Raw genomic sequence first — 20,386 nt, forward strand, 5'->3', positions numbered from 1 at the left:
GTCTCAGGCGGCGATGCCGCCGGGCTGGTCGCCCTTCACCACCGGCGCCCGGACCAGGTTGCCCCACTCCGTCCACGAGCCGTCGTAGTTGCGCACCTGCGGGTAGCCGAGCAGGTGCCGCAGCACGAACCAGGTGTGGCTGGACCGCTCGCCGATCCGGCAGTACGCGATCACGTCGTCGTCCGGGCTGAGCCCGAGCTGGTCAGCGTAGATCGCCTTCAGCTCGTCGGCGGACTTGAACGTCCCGTCCTCGTTCGCGGCGGACTTCCACGGCTTGTTGACCGCGCCCGGGATGTGCCCACCCCGCAACGCGCCCTCCTGCGGGTAGTCCGGCATGTGCAGCATCTCGCCGGTGTACTCGCCCGGGGACCGGACGTCGACCAGCGGCCGACCCACCGCGATGTGGGCCATCACCTGCTCGCGGAACGCGCGCAGCGGCGCGTCGTCCCGCAGCGGCACCGGGTAGTCGGCGCGGGGCCGGGCCGGCTTGTCGCGGGTCAGCTCGCGCCCCTCGGCGACCCACTTCTGCCGGCCGCCGTCGAGCAGCCGCACGTCGGCGTGGCCGAAGAGCGAGAAGACCCAGAGGGCGTACGCGGCCCACCAGTTGAAGTTGTCGCCGTAGAAGACGACGGTGTCGCCCCGACCGATACCCTTCGCGGCGCACATCTCGGCGAAGCTGGTCGCGTCGAGGTAGTCCCGGGTGACCTGGTCGTTCAGGTCGAGGTGCCAGTCGACCTTGACGGCGCCGGGGATGTGACCGGATTCGTAGAGCAGGACGTCCTCGTCGGACTCGATCACGACGAGGCCCTCGTCGCCCAGGTGCTCGGCCAGCCAGTCGGTGGTGACCAGCCGCCGTGGGTCGGCGTACGACTGGAGGCGGGGATCAGGATCGTTCGGCACAGACATGAGCCCCAAGGTACGCCGCGACACCGCCGGGCGGCCCGCCATCGGGGATCGGGGGGTCAGGGGTGTCGCAGCTAACGCTGCCGCGTTCAGGCGCGTCGGTGCACGATCCGGCCGGCGACCACGGTCGCGAGGCAGGTTCCGTCGACGTCGTGTACCGACAGGTCCGCCCGGCCACCGCTCACCAGGGTCGGTGCCGCTGGTCCGGCCAGCACCAGCAGTTCACTGCGGTCGACGGCGCCCCGTAGTGCCGGTTCGGCCAGATGATCCGCCAGCACCGCCGTCACTCCGGTACGCAGCAGCGCGTGCACCCGCTCACGCGGGGTGGGTGCCGCCGGCAGCGGGCCGTCGTGCAGCAGGCCCGGACCGAGGACTCCGGCCCAGCGGCGCACCCGCACCCCCGGGTACGCCTCGGTCAGCTCGGCCAGCGGGCCGATCGCCTCGACGCGGTCGCCGACGACCAGCACGGCGTGCTCCCGCACCGGCTCGCCGTCCCGTTCGCGGCGCAGCAGCGGCGCGGTGTGCAACGTGCGCACGGTCAGTCGACGATCGGCCCGAGCAGCGGACGCTTCGCGGTCACCGTGTCACCGGACGACCGGCCGGTGAGCCGCCGCTTGATCCACGGGGCCAGGTACTGCCCGGCCCAGCGCAGGTCGGACGCACGCGCGGCGAGCCACGGCGACGGCGCCGGGTGCGGCGGGACCAGCAGCCACTCCTCGTCACAGCCCACGCCGAGCGCATTCAACACCTGCCCGGCGACCCGCCGGTGACCGGCCGGAGAGAGGTGCAGCCGGTCGGTGCTCCACAGCATCGGGTTGAGGAACGTGTCGTCGGCGTACAGGTCGACCAGGATCGCGCCGTGCCGCTCGGCAGTCTCGCCGACCGCCTGGTTGAGCAGTTGCACCCGGGGAGCGACGAGACGCTGGCCGGGCAGGCGTGCCATCACGTCCGCGAATCGGAAGAGCAGCACGTCCGCACCGCCGGAGCGGAGTTGCCGAACGACATCGTCGAAGCGGGAGACGAGCGTCTCCGGGTCGAAGGTGCGGCGCAGCACGTCGTTGCCGCCGGCCGCGAAGCTGATCAGGTCGGGCTTCATCGCCACCGCGGAGGGCACCTGCTCGGCGACCACGCTCGGGAAGAGCCGGCCCCGGATGGCCAGGTTCGCGTACCGGAAGTCGGGGCCCGCCTCGGCGGCGAGCCGGGTCGCCACCAGGTCGGCCCACCCCCGGAAGGTGCCATCCGGGTACGCGTCGTCCATACCCTCGGTGAAGCTGTCCCCGACCGCGACAAAACTGCGCCAGCGCACCCGCGCCCCCTCACGCCACCCGTTGCCTGCGGCGACCAGTCTTTCACCGCAGGCGCGTCGGCCGGTGCCCCGACCGGCCGACGTGGCGGACGTCATGCGCGCGCCTCGATCGAGTGCCGTGCTCGAGCCCAGCGCCGGGCTCTGCCGCCTTGATCGACACGAGGTCGCTGATATGGGGGTATCGGAGTCGACTTGATACCCCGACTTCGGCGAACTCGTGTCGATCAAGCCGATCCGGCCAGCTAGGCCGCCGGCTTGGTGTCGCCAATCCGGCTGATGTCGGGATGTCCCTCCCTCGCCGGCAGGCCCCACAATGGAGGGCCGGTCACCGGGCCGGGTAGCGGGGAGGGCCTAGTTGAGTCAGGCAAGCGAGCCGAGCCCCGCCGGGCCGGCGCCGGCGGCGGACACACCGTCGCGCACCACACGGACCCGTCAGATCCGACTCGTGGGGCTCGTCGTCGCGCTGGCCGTCCTGGCCGCCGCCCTGGTCCCGATCGTCCTCGCCATGGGTCCGCCGACCCGGGACGAGCTGCTGGAGGACGCTCAGCTCAAGGGCAAGCAGCAGCTCATCATCGGGGTGAAGGACGACCAGCCGGGCATCTCACAGCGCCTTCCGAACAACGTCTGGAAGGGCTTCGACGTCGACATCGCGTACATGATCGCGAGCTATCTCGGCTTCGACCACTCCCAAGTGCGTTTCGTGCCGATCGAGAGTGAGGACCGGGCCCGTCGGCAGGCCCAGGACGGCGAGGGTTTCGTCACCGTCGACCTGGTCATCGCGTCGTACAGCATCAACGACAAGCGCCGAGAGGAGGGCGCGGTCTTCTCGGCCGCGTACCTGCACACCGAGCAGTCGGTGGTGACGTTGAAGGACTTCAAGGGCCAGGTGAGCAGCCTGGAGGATCTGCGTGGGCTGACCGTTTGCTCGCTGACCACTTCGACGTCCATTCAGCGCCTCGCCGAGGCCGGTGCCACGCCGGTGGGCCGTAACCGGATCAGCGAGTGCATCCAGGAGATGTACGACGGCAAGGTGCAGGCCGTCACCACCGACGCGGCGATCCTCGCCGGCTTCGTCACCGGCGACCAGCCGGGCGACGACGGTCAGCGGTTCACCGTGACCCTCAAGAACGTCAAACCGCTGCGGCACTGGGACATCGGCTCGTCGCCGCAGGAGCGGTGGGGCGTCAACACCGGCCCCAACAAGGCCCTGCTCGACCTTGTCGACCTGGCTCTCTACGAGTCGGCCAAGGACGAGGACAACTCGGCCTGGGAGAACGCGTTCAACGCCAACCTCCGATGGCAGCAGGGGTACAACCTCCCGCAGCCGGTCGCGGAACAGCAGCAACCCGATCCGAGGAAGGTGGAGGTGCGACAGTGGCCGTGGGAGAGGATCGCACTGCCGCCCCCGGCGCACCCCGGGTCGTCACCGGTTCACACTGGGCCGTTCGCCCGCGTCGGATGGCGGGGGCGCGGCAGGCGCAACAGTGGCTGCTGACCCTCCTACCCGCCTTCCCCGTCCTCCTGCTGGTGCTGCGGCTCTGGCAGCTCAGCCAGCAGGACATGTCCACGATGCTGCTGCTGGTCCAGTACGTCAGCCCGCTCGGCCTGCTCAGCGCCCTGTTGATCGCCCTGGTGTGGGCATTCCCCGTCGTCGTGCTCACCTTCGGCGTCCTCGGTCGGCTGCTCCGGCTCAGCGCCCCTGAACGATTCGACCCGGAACGCTCGCTGCTGGCCTCCGGGACGGCGCGTACCCCCGGTTGGGTGATCAGCGCGGCGGTCGCGCTGGCGGCGCTCACCTGGCAGCTCCGCTTCCTGCCGTCGCTGCTGATGCTCGGCCTCTGGCTGCTGGCGCTGCGCACCCGCTACCTGCACCCGGATCAGCCGACCCGCATCCTGTTCGTCAGCGTGGCCCTGCCACTGGCGGCGGCGGTCCTGGCGTACAGCGTGCTCGGACCGGCGATCTGGACGGCGTTCCGGCAGGGTGAGTTGGCCACCGCCGCCCTGCTGGCCGTGCCACCCGCCGCCACCCTGCTGCTCACCGGCCCGATTCCCGGGTGGATCGCCCCGGCGCTGACACACGGCCTGGCGTTCACGGTCGCCGCCGTGCTCCCCGTGGTGATGGGCGCGGTGTTCCTCCGGGTGCCGCTGCTGCCCACCGCCGCCGTCGAGGTGGTCCCGAAGAAATCGGCCGCGACGACCCCGGAAGTCCCGGCGTCGACAGCCCCGGACGGCCCGGCCCCGCGGCCGTTGGAAAGCACGAACTCAGCGGCCCCGGGTGCCCCCGGAAACGGCGGCACGGGAACCCCGGACGGTCCCCCGTCCGCCGCCGACGGCCGGCAGGTGGTGCTCGGCGCGCTCATCACTGTCACCGACACGTCGACCATCGTGCTGGACCGCACCGCCACCGTGCGGTTCCTGCCCAACGACTGGGTCGAGTCGCAGGTCCTCTGCCCGCAGGCGGCGGCGGTGCCGTACAGCCTCGTCTCGGTGGGAGGTTGGCCGGTGGAGGAGACCGCCCTCGACTGGATGATGCCCCGCCGGCCGGTGGCCGATCCGGACATCCGCTGCGAGGGCCGCCTCCCCGGCACTCCCTGACCCGGCCTGAATTGGCTCGCCGTGCCCGGATCGCGGTCATTAGGCTGCGCGGATGCTGCTACGCATGTCGACCCTGTTGCTGCGGACCCTGCGCGAGGATCCGGCCGACGCGGAGGTGCCGAGCCATCGGCTGCTGCTGCGCGCCGGGTACATCCGCCGCGCCGCGCCGGGCGGCTACACGTGGCTGCCGCTGGGCAAGCTGGTGCTGGACCGGATCACCGAGGTGGTGCGCGCCGAACTGAACGCGATCGGCGACCAGGAGGTGCACTTCCCGGCGCTGCTGCCCGCCGAGCCGTACCGCACCAGCGGCCGGTGGACCGAGTACGGCGACCTCCTCTTCACCCTCGCCGACCGGCGCGGCGCCGAACACCTGTTGGCGCCCACCCACGAGGAGATGGCGGCGCTGCTGGTGAAGGACGTGTTCACGTCGTACCGGGATTTCCCGGTGACGCTGTACCAGGTGCAGACGAAGTTCCGCGACGAGGCGCGACCCCGGGCCGGTGTGCTGCGCGGCCGGGAGTTCCTGATGAAGGACGCGTACTCCTTCGACCTGGACGAGGCGGGCCTGCGGGACGCGTACGCCCGGCACCGGGCGGCGTACCAGCGGATCTTCGATCGGCTGGGCCTGGACCACACGGTGGTGCACGCGATGTCCGGCGCGATGGGCGGCTCGGCGTCGGAGGAGTTCCTGGCCTCGACGCCGGTCGGCGAGGACACCTTCGTCGGCTGCACCGCCTGCGACTACGCGGCGAACACCGAGGCCGTCGTCACCCGCGCGCCCGCTGCGGGCGATCCCGACGCCCAGCCGGCGGCGCGGGTGCACGACACCCCCGAGACTCCGACGATCGCCGGCCTGGTCGAGTTGGCGAACAGCCGCCGGCTCGGTGGCCGCGACGACTGGACCGCCGCGGACACCCTGAAGAACGTCGTCCTGACCGTGCGTCAGCCCGGGTCGGACCGCGCCGAACCCCTGGTGGTCGGGCTGCCCGGTGACCGGGAGGTCGACCTGAAGCGGCTCGCCGCCGCGCTGGAGCCGGCGCAGGTGGCGGTCTTCGAGGAGTGGACCGAACATCCGGAGTTGGTACGCGGCTACCTCGGCCCGCAGGTGCTCGCCAAGCTGGGCATCCGCTACCTGGTCGATCCCCGGGTGGTGACCGGTTCCGGCTGGCTGACGGGCGCGAACGAGCCGGGTCGGCACGCCACCGACGTGGTCTGCGGCCGGGACTTCACGCCCGACGGCACGATCGAGGCGGCCGAGGTACGTGCCGGCGACCCCTGCCCCGACTGCGCCGACGGCGAGCTGACCATCCGGCGGGGCATCGAGATCGGGCACATCTTCCAGCTCGGTCGCCGGTACACCGACGCGTTCGCCGTCGACGTGCTCGGGCCGGCCGGCAAGCCGGTCCGACCCACCATGGGCTGCTACGGCATCGGGATCTCCCGAGCGGTCGCGGCCATCGCCGAGCAGCATCACGACGAGCGCGGGCTCCGCTGGCCGGCGGCGGTCGCGCCGTGCGACGTACACCTGGTGGTGGCGGGCAAGGGCCCGCAGCTCGACGCGGCGCTGGACCTCGGCGGGCGGCTGGCCGCCGCCGGCCTGCGCGTGCTGGTCGACGACCGCACGCACGTCTCGGCCGGGGTGAAGTTCACCGACGCCGAGCTGATCGGCATCCCGCGCGCCGTCGTGGTCGGCCGCCGTCTGACCGACGGGTACGTCGAGCTGCGTGAGCGGGCGACTGACCGGCGGACGGAACTGCCGGTGGACGCCGTGGTGGGGCGGATCGTCGACGAGGTCGGCCGCGAACGTGCGAACCTGGTGTAGCCGCCGCGTCACGGGGTAGTGCAGTCGGATCGGGTAGAGCGTCTTCGGAGGATCTCATGACCGGTTACCGGGTCAGCGACGTGATGACCAAGCAGGTCGTGTACCTGTCGGCGGAGACCACCCTGGACGAGGCGGCCAGGGTGATGAAGGAGGCGGACATCGGCGACGTGGTGGTCACCGACGGCGCCACCCTCGCCGGCATGCTCACCGACCGGGACATCGTGGTCCGGGCGGTCGCCGAGAACGCGTCACCGGCATCGACCACCATCGGCTCGATCGTGACCCGCGAGGTGGTCATGATCGAGCAGCACTGCACGGCCGGGGAGGCCGCGGCGCTCATGCGGGACCGGGGCATCCGGCGGGTGCTGGTCTGCGACACCGACCGCAAGCTGGTGGGCATCGTCTCGCTCGGTGACCTGGCCATGCAGCTCGACCCGACCAGCGCGTTGAGTGAGATCAGCGAACAGTCGCCGACCACGTGAGCCGTCGGCGCCGGCGGTAGCCTCGACTCATGGCTGACATGCCGGCCCGACTGGCCGAGATCGTCGACGAGTTCGCCGCCGCGCCGCGCGACCTGGTGTTGGAGATGCTGCTGGAGTACGCGGACGTCATTCCCGTGCTGCCGGACGACGACACCACGCGCGAGGGCATGGAGCAGGTGCCCGAGTGCCAGACCGCGTTCTTCCTGCGCGCCACCGTGACGCCGGACGGGGTGGTCGAGACGCTCTTCGACTGCCCGCCGGAGGCGCCGACCACCCGGGCGTTCGCCGGAATCCTCGCCGAAGGGCTGGCCGGCGCGAGCGCCGAGGAGGTGCTGGCGGTTCCGGACGATCTCTACCAGCGGATGGGCCTGGCCCAGGCGATCAGTCCGCTGCGGGTACGCGGGGGTACCGCGATCCTGGGCCGACTCAAGCGGCAGGTCCGGGAACAACTCGGCTGAACGGGCAGTTGCCACCGATCATGGAGATCGAGATCTACGCGGACGTCGTCTGCCCGTGGTGCTACCTGGGCAAGCGTCGCCTGGACGAGGCAATCGCCCGCTACGACGGTGAGGTGACCGTCCGCTACCGGCCGTTCCAGCTCGACCCGTCGCCGGTGCCCGAACCGCTCCCGGTGGTCGACGCGCTGGCCGGCAAGTTCGGCGGCCCCGAGCGGGCGCGACAGATGGTCGAGCGGGTGGTCCAGGTCGCGGCGGGTGACGGACTCCGGCTGGACTACGACCACGCGGTGGCCGCGAACACCTTCGACGCGCACCGGCTGGTCGGCTACGCCAGCGAGCGCGACCGGGCGGCCGAGATGGTGGACGCCCTGTACCAGGCGCACTTCACCGAGGGTCTCGACGTCGGCTCCCGGGAGGTGTTGGCGACGATCGCCGGCTCGATCGGCCTGGACGCTGCCGACGTCCGCCGGTTCCTCGACTCCGACGAGCGGACCGCTGAACTCGCCGCCGACCTGGCCGCCGCCCGTGACCTGGGCATCAGCAGCGTGCCGACGTTCGTGCTGGCCGGGAAGTACGCGGTCAGCGGCGCCCAGGAGACGTCCACGCTGCTCGCCGCGCTGGCCGAGGTCGAGCAGCGGGAGGCCGCCGCCGGTCAGGCGTGATGTTTCACGTGCAACGGTATCGATGCTGATGCCTGGTCAGGCCGGTCTGGCCAGGCCTTCCACCACCTGCGCGCCGGGCAGTGCGCCCAGCGCCGGCCCGGGCAGCGCGATCTTGCTGTGCCGTACGCCGGACCCGATGATCACGTGCGGGGTGGCGATCACCCGCGCGTCCACCAGGATCGGCCACTGCGCCGGCAGCCCGATCGGGGTGATCCCGCCGTACTCCATGCCGGTCAAATCGACCGCGTCGGTCATCGGGGCGAAGCTCGCCTTGCGGACGTCCAGTGCCCTGCGGGCCACCCCGTTCACGTCGGCCCGCGTGGTCGCCAGCACGATGCAGGCCGCGTAGCGGACCACGCCCTCGCGCTTGCCGGCCACCACGACGCAGTTGGCCGACACGTCCAACCCCACCTCGTACGCGGCGCAGAACTCCGCCGTGTCGGCGAGGTCGGCGTCGATCGGCGCGACCAGCACGTCGTCGACGTCGACCGGCGCCTCGGCGGGCCACTGGGCAATGGCCTCCGCGACCGGCGGGGCGAGCAGATCCAGGCGGGTACGGGCCGGTTCGGTCTTCAACGTTCCCATCACGGATGCGATCCTCGCACCCGTGCCGCCGGATCGCCCGTCGACACCGGGCACGTCCCGCGACGCCACGTCCACGTCGCGGCTCAACTGCCCGCGAGGAACGCGTTGTCGCGCATGAACGAGCGGTCGCGGTCGGCCGCCAGCTCCTCTTCGCGTCGGGCCCGGGCCCGCTGAAGCTCCAGGTCCTCCAGCGCGTGCCGGACGCCCAGCCGGATCACGCCGTAGAGGAACACGAAACCGAAGACGTAGAGGATCACCGTGGTGACGACAACGAACATGGGGTCACCGTAAGACGAACGTGAACCGGCACATCTCTCATCTCCGCGCGGTTCCCCCGTACGTGTCCGGGGCACCGCGACCTCACCCCGACTTGAGCAGGTCCAACACCGTGAGCAGCGCGAAGAACGCGATCACGATCTCGTTGACGATCCAGGCATGCCCCTCGGCCCAGCTCCGCATCCGGGCGAGCACCCTCGCGGCCTTCGACCCGAGCAGCACCAGCGCCAGTAGCGGCACGGCGAGCAGCAGCACGGTGAGCAGCACGAACGGCACCAGGTGCCACCACGGAAGATCGTGCCGGGCCACCGTCGCGCCCACCGTCGCCATGGTGAGGTCGTCGGTGGGCGTCACCACGAAGAGCAGCGCGCCCGTACGCGCCGCCCAGCGCGGATCGGCGTGACTGACGCTGCCCAGCCATCGTGGCGGCCCGGAGCGGTCGCGGCGTACCCAGATCACCACGGCCATGACCACCAACAGCGCGAGGACCACCAGGTCGATGGCCGGACCACTGTCGACCTTGCGGGCGGCCGTGCTGGCGTCGTTCGCCAGCCCGCCCAGCACCCGGGTCAGCAACCAGCTCACCGTCACGCCGGCGACCACCACCAGTCCGGCGCCGGCGAGGAACCCGGACGACGCGGCCCGGGGCCGGTCGGACGAGGCGAGGAAGATCGCCACGACCAGTTGGGTCCCGGCGACCATCACCACGGCCAGCGGCAGGACGGTCAGGAAGCTCATCGCTGCCATCCTGACGCCCGACCGGGACCGATGCGCCGAATCGTCGGTGGATCACCCGCCCGGCCGGGTGCTCCCCGGCACCACCACCCGGCCGGCCAGTAACGCGCCGAGCAACGCCAGACCGGCCGCCACCACGAGCGTCACCAGATAGCTCGACGGGCCGGGCGCGCTCCCCGCAGCCAGGACGGCGCCGGTGAGCGCCAGCACGGTCGCCGCGAAGAGGGAGTCGCCCAGTTGCAGCGACGAGCTGTTGCGGCCCTGTTCACCGGGTGCGGACAGCTCCAACGTGAGCACCGACAACGACGGGTAGAGCAGTCCCATGCCGAGCCCGGCGACCGCCCAGCCCAGCACGGCGACGGCCACCGGCACCTCGGGTCGAACGGCCAGCGCCACCGTCGCCGTACCGGCCGTGATCGCGCACAGGCCGACGCGCGGCAGGCTGGCCCGGGAGGCCGGCACCGGAATTCGGCCCTGTATCCAGGAGCCCACCGACCAGGCCAAAGCGCCCACGGTGAGGACCAGCCCGGCGGCGGTCGGCGACAGTCCCCGCTCCCGGGACAGCATCAACGGGATGACCACCTCGGCACCGACGAACGCCGCCGACGCCAGACCCCGCAGACCGACGACGGTGGGCAGCCCTCGGCCCGCCCGGAGGAACCCGGGTGGTAGCAGGCGCGGAGCGCAGATCACCAGACCGGCCAGGGCGAGCGCGATCACCGTCAGGGCCGCCACGCCACGCTGCTGCCCCCCGATGTGCAACAGTGCGGCGCTCGCGCCCGCCCCGCAGGCCCAACCGATGCGGGCGACCGCGCCGCCCGGCGGCCGGGTCGGCACGGTCGCGTCGAGCGACCGCAGGCCCGGCTGGATCAGCAACACCGCCGGGACGGCCACCGCCGGCACCACGAGAAAGACCCACCGCCAGCCCAGGTACTCGACGATCAGCCCGGCCAGCGCCGGCCCGACCAGCGAGGGTACGACCCACGCCGCCGCGAACGCGGCGAAGATCCGCCGGTGGAGTTCCTCCGGGTACGCCTGCCCGACGATGACGTAGAGCGCGACCGAGAGCAGCCCGGAGCCGAAGCCCTGCACCACCCGGCCGACCACCAGTGCCGTCATCGCCTGCGCCGTACCGGCGATCAGCAGTCCCACCACGAACCAGGCGACGCCGTGCCACATCGGCCCTCGCGGTCCGCGCGCGTCGCACCAGATGCCGGAGACGACCATGGCCAGTACACCGGCGGCGAACGGGCCGCCGAACGCGATGCCGTACAACGCCAGGCCGTCCAGACTGCGCGCCACGGTCGGCATGGCCGTGCCCACCGCCAGCGCCTCGAAGGCAAGCAGCGACACCAACGCCACGCTACCGACCGTCATCGCCCGCAGCCGAGACGCGAACAGCCCGGCGGACGTTGGGGCGAGGGTGGCGGTTCGGCTCGACATGCACCGAGCCTGCGACCTCAACCCGGATTCATGTCAACCGGGGCGTGACCCGGCTCTCGTCAGGCTTCCTGGATCGCCTCCCCGAGGCCGCGGACCAGTCCCGAGAAGTGCTGGTCCGCGAGGAGATGCCCGGCGGTGATCACCAGGGCGAGCGGCCACTCGATCACCTGCAACGCGGCCAGGACCCCGAGCCCGGCGTAGTAGGCGACCTTGTCCGGTGGCGGCACGGCCACCTCACCCAGCATGGGCAACTCGACCCGCCGGCTGTACATCTGGACGTTCTCGCGTGAACCGTTGAGGTGTCGCGTCAGCGTGCTCATTCCGGCCTCCCCATGTCCGGTGCTGGTCGTCGGATTCCACCGCCCACCCCGTCCATGCGCAGCCCGCCGCGCAAAGTTCCGGTCCTCCGAGGGGCATAACGGACGCCAGGTCGGGAAGCCAGGCCGCCGGACGCGAGGGCGGCGGGAGGACGAGATGACCGACGGCACGAGAAACGGCAACGGGGAGTCGGGCCGGCGTCCGTCCGGCCGTACGCCTCGATGACGGCGGCGGGTCGCGCCGCCGGCCGCCTCCTGCCGTCCATCGGCGTGCCGCACCTGGTCGGTGAGGCGTCCCGGACCGTCGGGTCGGCCGCGACCCGTCTGGCCCGGACCGCCGGCCTGAGCCGACGCCGGGTCTGGTCGCGCCCGGGCCGCCACCACATCGAGGTGCACGGTGTCTGCCAGGACGGCGGCGACCGGTTGGCCCGGCAGGTCGAGGCCGCGCTGGAACGACTGCCCGGAGTCGCCTGGGCCCGGGTGAACGCACCCTCGGGTCGGGTCGTGGTGGCCGTGCAGGCTCCCGAGCCGAGGCTGCGCGACCTCATCGCCGCGATCAGCCGGGTCGAGCGGACCTGTGACCACGAACCGGACCCGGAGATCCCACCCCCGCACCCGCCGGAAGAGGGGCCGCGTACGCCGCGCACCCTCGGCGCGCTCGCCTCGGACGCGCTGGGTCTGACCATCTCGGCGGCCACCCGCATCCTGCCGTTCACCCCGTTGCCCGGTGAGGTCGCGGGCCTGCTGGCCGCCGCCGACCTCCAACCGAAACTGCACGCGTTCGTCGGCAGACGACTGCGCTCCGATCCCCGCGCCGACGTCATCTTCCCGCTGGCCGAAGCCGTCGTGCAGGGCCTGACCGGCAGGTGGACGGGGATAGTCCTCGACGGCGCCCAACGGATGGTGCAGTGGGGCGAGGCGCGGGCCCAGCTCGCCGCCTGGGAGGAGGCCGAGCCACGGCTGACCGGTGACCCGGAACGTGCCACCGCCCGGTGGCCGGCGGTCGAGCGCCCCTGCCCGAAGCCGGACGGCCCGGTCGAGCGCTACATCAACCGGGTGCTCGCGGCGGGCGCGGCGGCGGCAGCGGCGGCGACGCCGCTCGCCGGACCCAAGCGGGCCGCCGCGCTGGGACTCTCCGCGCTACCGAAGGCCCCCGGCAGCGGACGGGAGGGGTACGCGGCGCAGCTCGGCCGGATCCTCGCCCGGCGCGGGGTGATCGCGATGGACCGCAGTGTGCTGCGGCAGTTGGACCGGATCGACACGCTGGTGCTGGACGCGGCGGTGCTCGGTTCGGAGCGGGGCGTACTCGCCGATCTGGCCCCGGCGGCCGACGCGGACGTCGACGAGGTGGCGGAGCGGGCGTTCGAGCTGTTCGACCCCGCCGACCCGACCACCTCGCGGCAGTCCGACGGTTGGCGGCTCGCACCTCTGCACCAACTGCCCGAGAACGCCCGCGGCGACGTACCCGACGGCGAGCGGCTGCGTACGGCGGGCGGGCAGTTGCTCGGGCTGACCAACGCGGGACGACTGGCCGCGCTGCTGCGGGTCGAACCGGAGCCCGCGCCCGGCGTCGACGGTCTACCCGCCGCCGCGCGTCACGCCGGACTGAGGCTGGTCGTGGCCGGGGGCGACGAGCAGCGGTACGACTTCGCCGACGCGTTGCTGCCCGGTGGAGACCGGTTGGCCGACTCCGTACGCGCGCTCCAGCGCGACGGCGCGGTGGTGATGCTGGTCTCCGGCGACCGGGCGGCGCTCGGCGCGTCCGACTGCGGGCTAGGCATCTCGGCCGCCGAGGAGTTGCCCCCGTGGGGAGCGCACCTGCTGGTCGGCGCCGACCTCCGGGTGGTGGCACTGGTGATCGAGGCGACCGGGGCAGCCCGCCGGATGACCCAGCAGAACATCCGGCTCGCCATGGCGGGCACCGGGCTGGGTGCGCTGGGCGCGTTCACCGCGCCGCCGGCCCAACTGCCACATCGGGCCCTCGTGGCGGTCAACGGCGCGGCCGCACTGGCGTTCGCGAACGGGGTCTGGCGGGCCCACCGGCTACCCGACCGGTCGGACACACCGCTGCCGGTGGCGACGGCCTGGCACCTGATGCCGGTACGGACCGTGCTGGACCGCCTGGACACCACACCCGACGGGTTGACCGGCGCGGAGGCGCACCGCCGGCACGACGGCCACGGCACGGGCGGCGGCACGCCCGGCGGTGGTGGGCTGCTGCGGGCGTTCCTGGACGAGCTGTCCAACCCACTCACCCCCGTACTGGCGGCCGGGGCGGTGTTGTCCGCGTCGTTCGGCTCGCTCGTCGACGCCGCGCTGGTCGGCAGCGTCGTCGGCGGTTCGGCGCTGGTCGGCGCCGTGCACGAGCGCAACACGGAACGTTCGCTGGCGGAACTGCTGTCGCGTTCGGCGGTGACCGCCCGGGTCCACCGGGACGGAGTCGAGCAGGTCGTCGCGGCCGAGGATCTGGTGCTCGGCGACGTCATCTCCCTCGAACCGGGTGACTCGGTGCCGGCCGACTGCCGGGTGCTCGAATCGGTGGGGTTGGAGGCGGACGAGTCGTCGCTGACCGGCGAGTCGCTGCCGGTCGCCAAGAGCAATCGGGCGGTCGTCGCCGCGGCCATCGCCGACCGCCACTCGATGCTGTACGAGGGCACCACCGTCGCCGCCGGCCACGGCACCGCCGTCGTGGTGGCGATCGGGGCCGACACCGAGTCCGGACGCAGCCTGGCGCTGGTTCGCCAGGCGCCCCCGACCAGCGGGGTGGAGGCCCGACTCGGCTCGTTGACCAGCGCCGCCATCCCGTTGGCCGCCGGTTCGGCGATCGCCGTCGCCGGGGCGGGACTGCTCCGGGGCGTACCCCTGGCCGAAACGGCGGCGACCGCCGCGAACCTGGCCGTGGCGTCGGTGCCGGAGGGGCTGCCGTTCCTGGTCAGCGCCGCGCAACTGGCGGCGGCCCGGCGCCTCGCCGAGCACGGCGCGTTGGTCCGCAATCCGCGCACCATCGAGGCGTTGGGCCGGGTGGATGTGCTCTGCTTCGACAAGACCGGCACCCTCACCGAGGGCAAGTTGCTCCTCGCGGGGGTCGGCGACGGTGTCGGCGACCGGTACGCGCCGGTGGACCGGCTCGACGACCGCCTGCGGTCGACCCTCGCCACCGCGTTGCGGGCCACCCCGGCGGCGGCCGATCCGGAAGAGTTGGCGTTGCAGACCGACCGGGCGGTCCGGCGGGGCGCCGCCACGGCTCAGGTTGTCGAACAGACCGGGGCGACCGGCTGGCGCGCGGTCGGCGGGCTGCCGTTCGAGCCGTCCCGGGGCTACCACGCCACCGTCGGCGAGACCGATGGGCACCTGCTGTTGAGCGTCAAGGGCGCCCCCGAGACGGTGCTGCCACGCTGCGCGAACCGCCGTACCGACGGCCGACGGGAGCCGCTGGACGACGCCGGCCGCGCGGAACTCCAGCGCGTGCTGGCCGACCGGGCGGGCGCCGGGCACCGGATCCTCGCCGTCGCTGAGTGCCAGGTGGACGCCGCGCAGATCACCGACTCCGAGGTCCGGGGGCTGACCTTCGTGGGGTTCCTGGCGCTCGCGGACGGGGTGCGGGAGAGCGCCGCGCCGGCGGTACGCCGCATCCGGCAGGCGGGCGTGCACACCATCATGATCACCGGTGACCATCCGGCCACCGCCGAGGCCATCGCGGCCACCATCAGCGAGCACGACGAGCAGCGGGTGGTCACCGCCACCGAACTCGACCAACTGGACGACGAGGCGCTCGCCGAGCGGCTCGCCACCACCGACGTGGTGGCCCGCTGCACCCCGACGCACAAGGTACGGATCATCCAGGCGTTGCAAAAGTGCGGGCGGACCGTGGCGATGACCGGCGACGGCGCCAACGACGCCCCGGCGATCCGGTTGGCCGACGTCGGCATCGCCCTCGGCCAACGTGGCACACCGGCGGCCCGGGCGGCCGCCGACCTGGTGGTCACCGACGACCGCCTGGAGACCATCATCGCCACCCTGGTCGAAGGGCGTGCCATGTGGTCGTCGGTCCGGCACGCGCTGAGCATCCTCGTCGGCGGCAACCTCGGCGAGATCGCGTTCAGCGTGCTCAGCGCAGCGGCGACCGGCCGCTCGGCCCTCACCGGCCGGCAACTGCTGCTGGTCAACCTGCTCACCGACCTGGCGCCGGCGCTGGCCATCGCGGTCCGGCCGCCCGCCGCGGACCGCACCGACGGACTGCTCACCGAGGGCCCGGACGCGTCCCTCGGTGAGACCCTCAGCCGGGAGATCGGACTGCGCGCGGCGTCCACCACGCTGGGCGCAACGGTCGGCTGGACGTTGGCCCGGTACACCGGACGGCAGCGCCGGGCCGGCACCGTCGCTCTCGTCTCGCTGGTCGGCACCCAACTCGGGCAGACCATCCTGGCCGGAGGCACGAGCCCGGCGGTGCTGGCGTCCACGGCGGCGTCGCTGGGAGTGCTCGTCGTGGTGGTGCAGACGCCGGGGGTGAGTCAGTTCTTCGGCTGCACGCCGCTCGGTCCGGTCGGTTGGACCATCGGCGCCGGATCGGCGCTCGGCGCCACCCTCGCCAACGGCGCGCTCACCCGGCTGGTCGCGCATCTCCCGTCGGCCCGACCCGACCTCGCCCAGCCGGTCGACGGCGACTGACGGCAGCGCTGACCGGTGGCTCGGGCATCATTGATCTCGCTGACTAGCCTGGCGGCATGCCGTCGTTCCTGGCCAACGGAACTCGTCCGAAAGCCTGGCCAAGTCTTCCACTGGCGCTGCTGCTGCCCTGCGGCCTGCTGATACTGCTGGGTGTCACCGACGACCGCGAGCCGCCCCCACCCGTCGGCGTGCTGACGCCGGCGACGGTGATCGCGGTGGAACCGGCCCGGACCGCCCACGGCCCCTACGTGCTGCTGCGGGTGGACGCCGTAGACGGGCCCACCACCTGCGGCATCTACGAACGGTCGTTTCCCGACCGGCGGCTACCGCCGCTGCACCAGCCGCTCACCATCGACTACACCCCGTCCAGGTGCATGCCGGAGCCGGTCAACACCGAACTGCCCCGAGGGGTCATCGTCGCCATGGGAACCACCGGGCTGGCGGTGTCGCTCCTGTGGCTCCGGGCAGGTCCGCGCTTTGAACGGCTGACGCGCGGGCGGCGCTCCTGCACCTGACAAGGACGACCCACGAGCCGACACGTCGTTACCGGAGCGGACCGGGGAGCGGCACCTCCCCCCGCATCGCCTTCTCGGCCAACTCGATGCGTTCCGGATGAAGTCTGTCGTCGCCCAGGGGGTGGCCGGGCGAATTGATGCAGCGCTGCCCCGACGCGGCGCTGCACACCGGACACGCGAGGAAGAATCCGCAGGATGGCACGAGTTCGATGCCCTGGGCCAGCGCGGCTCTGCCAATCTTGACGACCGCTTCGAGCAGGTCGTCGTCCTGGTGCCGGGTAGCGGCAGCGGCCACCTCCCGCATCCCTTCCCAGAATTTCTCGGCGGAGTTCGGTTCGTTCACGTCGATGCGCACGAGCGCGGATCCCCGCCTCCGATCCCGGTAAACGCGGGGCCATGGGCTACGCCCGTCGGCGGTAGTATCCGCAGGCTTTGATCTACAACGGGGAGGACCATCCACATGCGAGGCAAGATCCCGGCCGGCATCGCGATAGCGCTGGCCTTCATGGTTCCGGCGGCGCCGGCGATGGCACAGAGCGCGTCGCCCGGGCTCGACCAGAACTGCCAGACGGTCGAGCGCAAGACGTTCAAGGACATCCGTGAGCTCTTCACCTTCGACCTGGACACCGCCAATGTCGGCCAGCTACGACTGCTGACCAACCGGATCCTGTCTGCCGCCAATGACGAAGCCCTGCCCACCCTGCCCGACGTCATCCAGGAGCGGCTGGGCGGCACCTCGGATGACCTGCGCGCCTGGCTCAAGAAGGACGCGCAGGCCGTCTGGGCGATCGATCTGCGGATCAAGGTGGGGCAGACGATGACCGGCGCCGGCCCGAAGGTGAAGGAGGCCGCGCAGAAGACGCTCGACGCCGAGGGCGTCGATCCCTACCTGGCCTACCTGAACGAGGGCCTGTACGCCGCGCGGGCGCTCGACTGCGCGTCGCAGCCCACCCCGACGCCGACGACGCAGCCCACTCCCACGGCGAGCGCGACGTCGAGCGTCGCGCCGACCGCGGCCACCTCCACGAGCCCGGTCGCTGCCGGCGGTAATGGTGGCGGACTGCCCGTGACCGGCGCCGACACCGCGACCGTGGCCGGCATCGGCGGCGCGCTCCTGCTCGTCGGCGGCGCGAGCTTCGTGATCGCACGCCGTCGCCGTTCCCGCTTCGTCGCGTAGCTCGATCCGGACGCGCCCGGCCCGACACGTCGTCGGGCCGGGCGCTTCTTTTCGCAGGTGGACGGCCACCAACTTGCTTGCGCGGGCCTGATGTAGGCGCTAGCTGACATTCCCGAAGCAGGCTTACCCTGAAGCTCCCGGCTGAAGAGGAAGACCCGGACCATGACCGCCACGGATCCCGCGCTGACCGCCCTCGCCAGCGGATGGGCAGCCCTCTCGCTCCTGTACGGCAGGATCGAGGCGCACCTCGAGCGCGCTCTGCAGTCCGCGCACGACCTCAGCGTGCGGGAGTATTCCTTGCTCGACGTGCTCAGCCGCCAGCACGACCGCGAAGGCGGCCATCTGCAGATGAAGCAGGTCGCCGACGCCGTGGTGCTGAGCCAGAGCGCCACCACCCGCCTGGTCGCCCGCTTGGAGGACCGTGGCCTGCTCTCCCGCTACCTGTGCCCGACCGACCGCCGCGGCATCTACACCGACGTCACCGACGCCGGCCTGAAACTCCTGCGAGAGGCCCGGCCGACCAACGACACCGCCCTGCGAAAGGCGCTGGACGACGCCGCCGAGAACCCCGAGTTGGCACCACTGGTAACGGCAGTCGAGGCGATGGACCTCACACGTCGACCATGACCACCCACGGTGCGGCGTCGAAGGATTCGACTGCCTGAGGAGGCACGTCCCCGCCGGTCTGGTCCGAGGAAGTGGCTAGGCCGTATCCCAGTCGGAGGAAGCCGAGACCTCGTAGGGGATCGTCGCCAACAGCTCGGCAGGCCCTTCCAACTTCCAGGCTCGGACGCAGCAGCCGCAGCCGCCTTCCTCTTCGGCGTAGGCGAGAGCGTCTCGGTTGGCGTTCAACCAGGCCTCAGCCGCCTCGACCTCGCCCGGCTTGTCGACGGAGGCCATCATGGTCTGCCGGATCACAGCGAGCACCCTAGCGAACCCCTTGACCTGCTGACGCCCGCTGGGCGAGGAGGGGGCGGCGTAACCGCCCGGCTGTACCGAGGGGCCGGGATCGGCCGAAGAAAGCGCTGGTGGAGCCCAGGGGACTCGAACCCCTAACCCCTGCCTTGCAAAGGCAGTGCTCTGCCAGTTGAGCTAGGGCCCCGCAAATGACGGCGACTGGCTCGCCGCCACTAAGAAGTCAGCGCAGGTCGGGCGCGGTGGTCGCCTCGTGCCAGAGGGCGCGCTCGTCGTTGGCGGCCTTGACCTTGTTGAAGACGACGGCAGCCACGCCGACGACGCCGGCCAGGATCAGCAGCTTCTTGAACATGGGGCAACCCCTTGCGCTCGACTACCGTCGGACGATGTGCGGTGGGGCTAGATGGAATCGAACCATCGACCTCAGAGTTATCAGCTCTGCGCTCTAACCGACTGAGCTATAGCCCCGCGTAGCGACGAGCAAGATTAACCCATCCGCCGCGCCGGCCCCAAATCGGGGTCCGACTGCGCGAGCCGGGTCGTCGACGCCCGCAAAACCTACCTGAGTACGGGGCGTCGGAGCGACCGCATTCCGCGGAGGCCCCGACGCCCCGGTCACACTCAGTCCCGCTCGGCGAGCGTCAGTTCGATCCCGCCGACCAGGTCGGCGCAGACGTTGTAGACGAACGCGCCCAGCGTGGCCAGCGCGGTGAACAGCACCACGTTGACCAGGCCGATCAGCGCCGAGCTGAGGATCACGCCCTTGGCGGTGATCTGGAACCCGCTGGTGCTCTGCCCACCACCCGCGTTGACCAGGTCGCTGAGGCTGTCGTTGACGCTCTGGAACACACCCATCGCGTCCAGCGCCAGGTAGAGCACCGACGTGGCGACCACCACGACGATGAACAGCACCACCGAGACGGCGAACGCGAACTTCATCACGGACCAGGGGTCGATCCGCTTGAGGTTCAGCCGGGCCCGGCGCGGCCCACGGGACGCCGCCGAACTGACCGAGCTCCGCGCGGCGCGGACGGCCTCGCCGACCCGGGCAGCCCCGACGGCCGACGCGTTGCCGATCCCCGGCGGCAGGCCGCCACCACTGGCGGGGCGACCACCGGGGGACGTACGACCCGGATCCGGCGGCGTCATACCCGGTGTGATCCGGGGCTGCGTGCCAGTCGCCCCGGTCGATGTCGCCTGACCGGGTCGGGTGCTGATCGGCTGCGTGGTCGTCGGACGCGCCGGGTTCGGGGCGGCCGCCGTGGGGGCCGCCCCGGACGACGTCGCTGCCTCGCCGGCCGACTTCTCGGCCTTGGTGTCACCCGATCCCGCGTCCTCGCCGGGCTGCTCCGGCGGGGGTGTCATGCCGGGAGCCCGGGTGAATTTCGGGGCAGGCGCGTCGGCGGGAACCGTGGCCCGGCCCACGGCCGCGCGGCCGGTCGCTGGTGTGCCGCCCTTGGCGGCCTCCTCGTCGACCGGGTTGGCCGAGGTCCCCGTGTTCCCCGACTTCGCCTGTGTCTCCGTCAT

The 20,386-nt window shown here is 72.0% G+C and carries 22 protein-coding genes and 2 tRNA genes; 10 read left to right on the plus strand and 14 right to left on the minus strand.

The features are described 5' to 3' along the window. Positions 1–3 precede the first annotated feature (3 nt). The 3 genes from ABZ272_RS04835 to ABZ272_RS04845 all read right to left on the minus strand — a co-directional run bounded on the left by ABZ272_RS04835 (position 4) and on the right by ABZ272_RS04845 (position 2,209). A complete protein-coding gene (locus tag ABZ272_RS04835; protein ID WP_355048544.1) occupies positions 4–906 on the minus strand; it encodes a sulfurtransferase in 903 nt (300 codons plus the stop codon). Between the two features lie 86 nt (positions 907–992). Beyond that, a complete protein-coding gene (locus ABZ272_RS04840; RefSeq protein ID WP_355048545.1) occupies positions 993–1,439 on the minus strand; it encodes a hypothetical protein in 447 nt (148 codons plus the stop codon). Positions 1,440–1,441: 2 nt separating this feature from the next. Continuing rightward, positions 1,442–2,209 (minus strand): SGNH/GDSL hydrolase family protein, encoded by a 768-nt coding sequence (locus ABZ272_RS04845; RefSeq protein WP_355048786.1) that lies wholly within the window; start codon positions 2,207–2,209, stop codon positions 1,442–1,444. 355 nt (positions 2,210–2,564) lie between these two features. On the opposite strand from ABZ272_RS04845, the gene ABZ272_RS04850 reads away from it, so the two are divergent. From ABZ272_RS04850 to ABZ272_RS04875, 6 genes are read left to right on the plus strand one after another with little or no spacing between them, the layout of a single operon-like run. Beyond that, positions 2,565–3,704, plus strand: a complete 1,140-nt coding sequence (locus tag ABZ272_RS04850; protein ID WP_355048546.1) for a transporter substrate-binding domain-containing protein — start codon at positions 2,565–2,567, stop codon at positions 3,702–3,704. Further along, complete coding sequence (locus ABZ272_RS04855; protein ID WP_355048547.1) at positions 3,668–4,804, plus strand: hypothetical protein; 1,137 nt, start codon at positions 3,668–3,670, stop codon at positions 4,802–4,804. Before ABZ272_RS04850 ends, ABZ272_RS04855 begins: the two co-directional genes overlap by 37 nt. A 52-nt stretch (positions 4,805–4,856) precedes the next feature. Beyond that, positions 4,857–6,626: a proline--tRNA ligase gene (locus ABZ272_RS04860; RefSeq protein WP_355048548.1), complete on the plus strand. Its 1,770-nt coding sequence runs from the start codon at positions 4,857–4,859 to the stop codon at positions 6,624–6,626. Positions 6,627–6,682: 56 nt separating this feature from the next. Next, positions 6,683–7,108, plus strand: coding sequence for a CBS domain-containing protein (locus ABZ272_RS04865; RefSeq protein WP_355048549.1), 426 nt, complete (start codon positions 6,683–6,685; stop codon positions 7,106–7,108). Positions 7,109–7,137: 29 nt separating this feature from the next. After that, entirely contained in the window at positions 7,138–7,566 is a 429-nt protein-coding gene (locus ABZ272_RS04870; RefSeq protein WP_355048550.1) for a SufE family protein, read from the plus strand. A 20-nt stretch (positions 7,567–7,586) separates the two neighbouring features. Then, positions 7,587–8,228: a DsbA family oxidoreductase gene (locus ABZ272_RS04875; RefSeq protein ID WP_355048551.1), complete on the plus strand. Its 642-nt coding sequence runs from the start codon at positions 7,587–7,589 to the stop codon at positions 8,226–8,228. A gap of 36 nt (positions 8,229–8,264) precedes the next feature. On the opposite strand, the gene ABZ272_RS04880 is transcribed toward ABZ272_RS04875, so the two are convergent. The 5 genes from ABZ272_RS04880 to ABZ272_RS04900 form a co-directional block, all read right to left on the minus strand. After that, positions 8,265–8,813 carry a YbaK/EbsC family protein gene (locus ABZ272_RS04880; RefSeq protein WP_355048787.1) on the minus strand — a complete coding sequence of 183 codons (549 nt, stop codon included), beginning with the start codon at positions 8,811–8,813 and terminating at the stop codon, positions 8,265–8,267. A gap of 83 nt (positions 8,814–8,896) precedes the next feature. Beyond that, positions 8,897–9,091 (minus strand): hypothetical protein, encoded by a 195-nt coding sequence (locus tag ABZ272_RS04885; RefSeq protein WP_355048552.1) that lies wholly within the window; start codon positions 9,089–9,091, stop codon positions 8,897–8,899. A gap of 82 nt (positions 9,092–9,173) precedes the next feature. Beyond that, the gene (locus tag ABZ272_RS04890; protein ID WP_355048553.1) at positions 9,174–9,827 is read right to left on the minus strand and encodes a GAP family protein; all 654 of its coding nucleotides are present in this window, start codon (positions 9,825–9,827) and stop codon (positions 9,174–9,176) included. 51 nt (positions 9,828–9,878) lie between these two features. Next, positions 9,879–11,267 carry an MFS transporter gene (locus ABZ272_RS04895; protein WP_355048554.1) on the minus strand — a complete coding sequence of 463 codons (1,389 nt, stop codon included), beginning with the start codon at positions 11,265–11,267 and terminating at the stop codon, positions 9,879–9,881. Between the two features lie 59 nt (positions 11,268–11,326). Beyond that, positions 11,327–11,587 carry a hypothetical protein gene (locus ABZ272_RS04900; RefSeq protein ID WP_355048555.1) on the minus strand — a complete coding sequence of 87 codons (261 nt, stop codon included), beginning with the start codon at positions 11,585–11,587 and terminating at the stop codon, positions 11,327–11,329. 219 nt (positions 11,588–11,806) lie between these two features. Between ABZ272_RS04900 and ABZ272_RS04905 the strand changes: the two genes are divergently transcribed. Together ABZ272_RS04905 and ABZ272_RS04910 are read left to right on the plus strand one after the other, a co-directional pair. After that, the gene (locus tag ABZ272_RS04905) at positions 11,807–16,252 is read left to right on the plus strand and encodes an HAD-IC family P-type ATPase (protein WP_355048556.1); all 4,446 of its coding nucleotides are present in this window, start codon (positions 11,807–11,809) and stop codon (positions 16,250–16,252) included. 56 nt (positions 16,253–16,308) lie between these two features. Beyond that, the gene (locus tag ABZ272_RS04910) at positions 16,309–16,767 is read left to right on the plus strand and encodes a hypothetical protein (protein ID WP_355048557.1); all 459 of its coding nucleotides are present in this window, start codon (positions 16,309–16,311) and stop codon (positions 16,765–16,767) included. Positions 16,768–16,795: 28 nt separating this feature from the next. Here the strand turns inward: ABZ272_RS04910 and ABZ272_RS04915 are convergent, their stop codons facing one another. Further along, complete coding sequence (locus ABZ272_RS04915; RefSeq protein ID WP_355048558.1) at positions 16,796–17,122, minus strand: hypothetical protein; 327 nt, start codon at positions 17,120–17,122, stop codon at positions 16,796–16,798. 105 nt (positions 17,123–17,227) lie between these two features. Between ABZ272_RS04915 and ABZ272_RS04920 the strand changes: the two genes are divergently transcribed. Both ABZ272_RS04920 and ABZ272_RS04925 read left to right on the plus strand, forming a co-directional pair. Then, positions 17,228–17,944 (plus strand): LPXTG cell wall anchor domain-containing protein, encoded by a 717-nt coding sequence (locus tag ABZ272_RS04920; protein ID WP_355048559.1) that lies wholly within the window; start codon positions 17,228–17,230, stop codon positions 17,942–17,944. A gap of 162 nt (positions 17,945–18,106) precedes the next feature. Continuing rightward, entirely contained in the window at positions 18,107–18,571 is a 465-nt protein-coding gene (locus ABZ272_RS04925) for a MarR family transcriptional regulator (protein ID WP_355048560.1), read from the plus strand. A gap of 75 nt (positions 18,572–18,646) precedes the next feature. Here the strand turns inward: ABZ272_RS04925 and ABZ272_RS04930 are convergent, their stop codons facing one another. The 5 genes from ABZ272_RS04930 to ABZ272_RS04950 all read right to left on the minus strand — a co-directional run bounded on the left by ABZ272_RS04930 (position 18,647) and on the right by ABZ272_RS04950 (position 20,386). Next, positions 18,647–18,862, minus strand: a complete 216-nt coding sequence (locus ABZ272_RS04930; RefSeq protein WP_355048561.1) for a hypothetical protein — start codon at positions 18,860–18,862, stop codon at positions 18,647–18,649. Between the two features lie 108 nt (positions 18,863–18,970). After that, positions 18,971–19,046, minus strand: a tRNA-Ala gene (locus ABZ272_RS04935). A gap of 36 nt (positions 19,047–19,082) precedes the next feature. Continuing rightward, positions 19,083–19,211, minus strand: a complete 129-nt coding sequence (locus ABZ272_RS04940) for a DLW-39 family protein (protein WP_007453934.1) — start codon at positions 19,209–19,211, stop codon at positions 19,083–19,085. Positions 19,212–19,253: 42 nt separating this feature from the next. Beyond that, positions 19,254–19,327, minus strand: a tRNA-Ile gene (locus ABZ272_RS04945). Positions 19,328–19,480: 153 nt separating this feature from the next. Next, positions 19,481–20,386, minus strand: a complete 906-nt coding sequence (locus ABZ272_RS04950; RefSeq protein WP_355048562.1) for a DUF3566 domain-containing protein — start codon at positions 20,384–20,386, stop codon at positions 19,481–19,483.

Source organism: Micromonospora sp. NPDC005979, assembly GCF_040614415.1.
Classification (GTDB): domain Bacteria; phylum Actinomycetota; class Actinomycetes; order Mycobacteriales; family Micromonosporaceae; genus Micromonospora.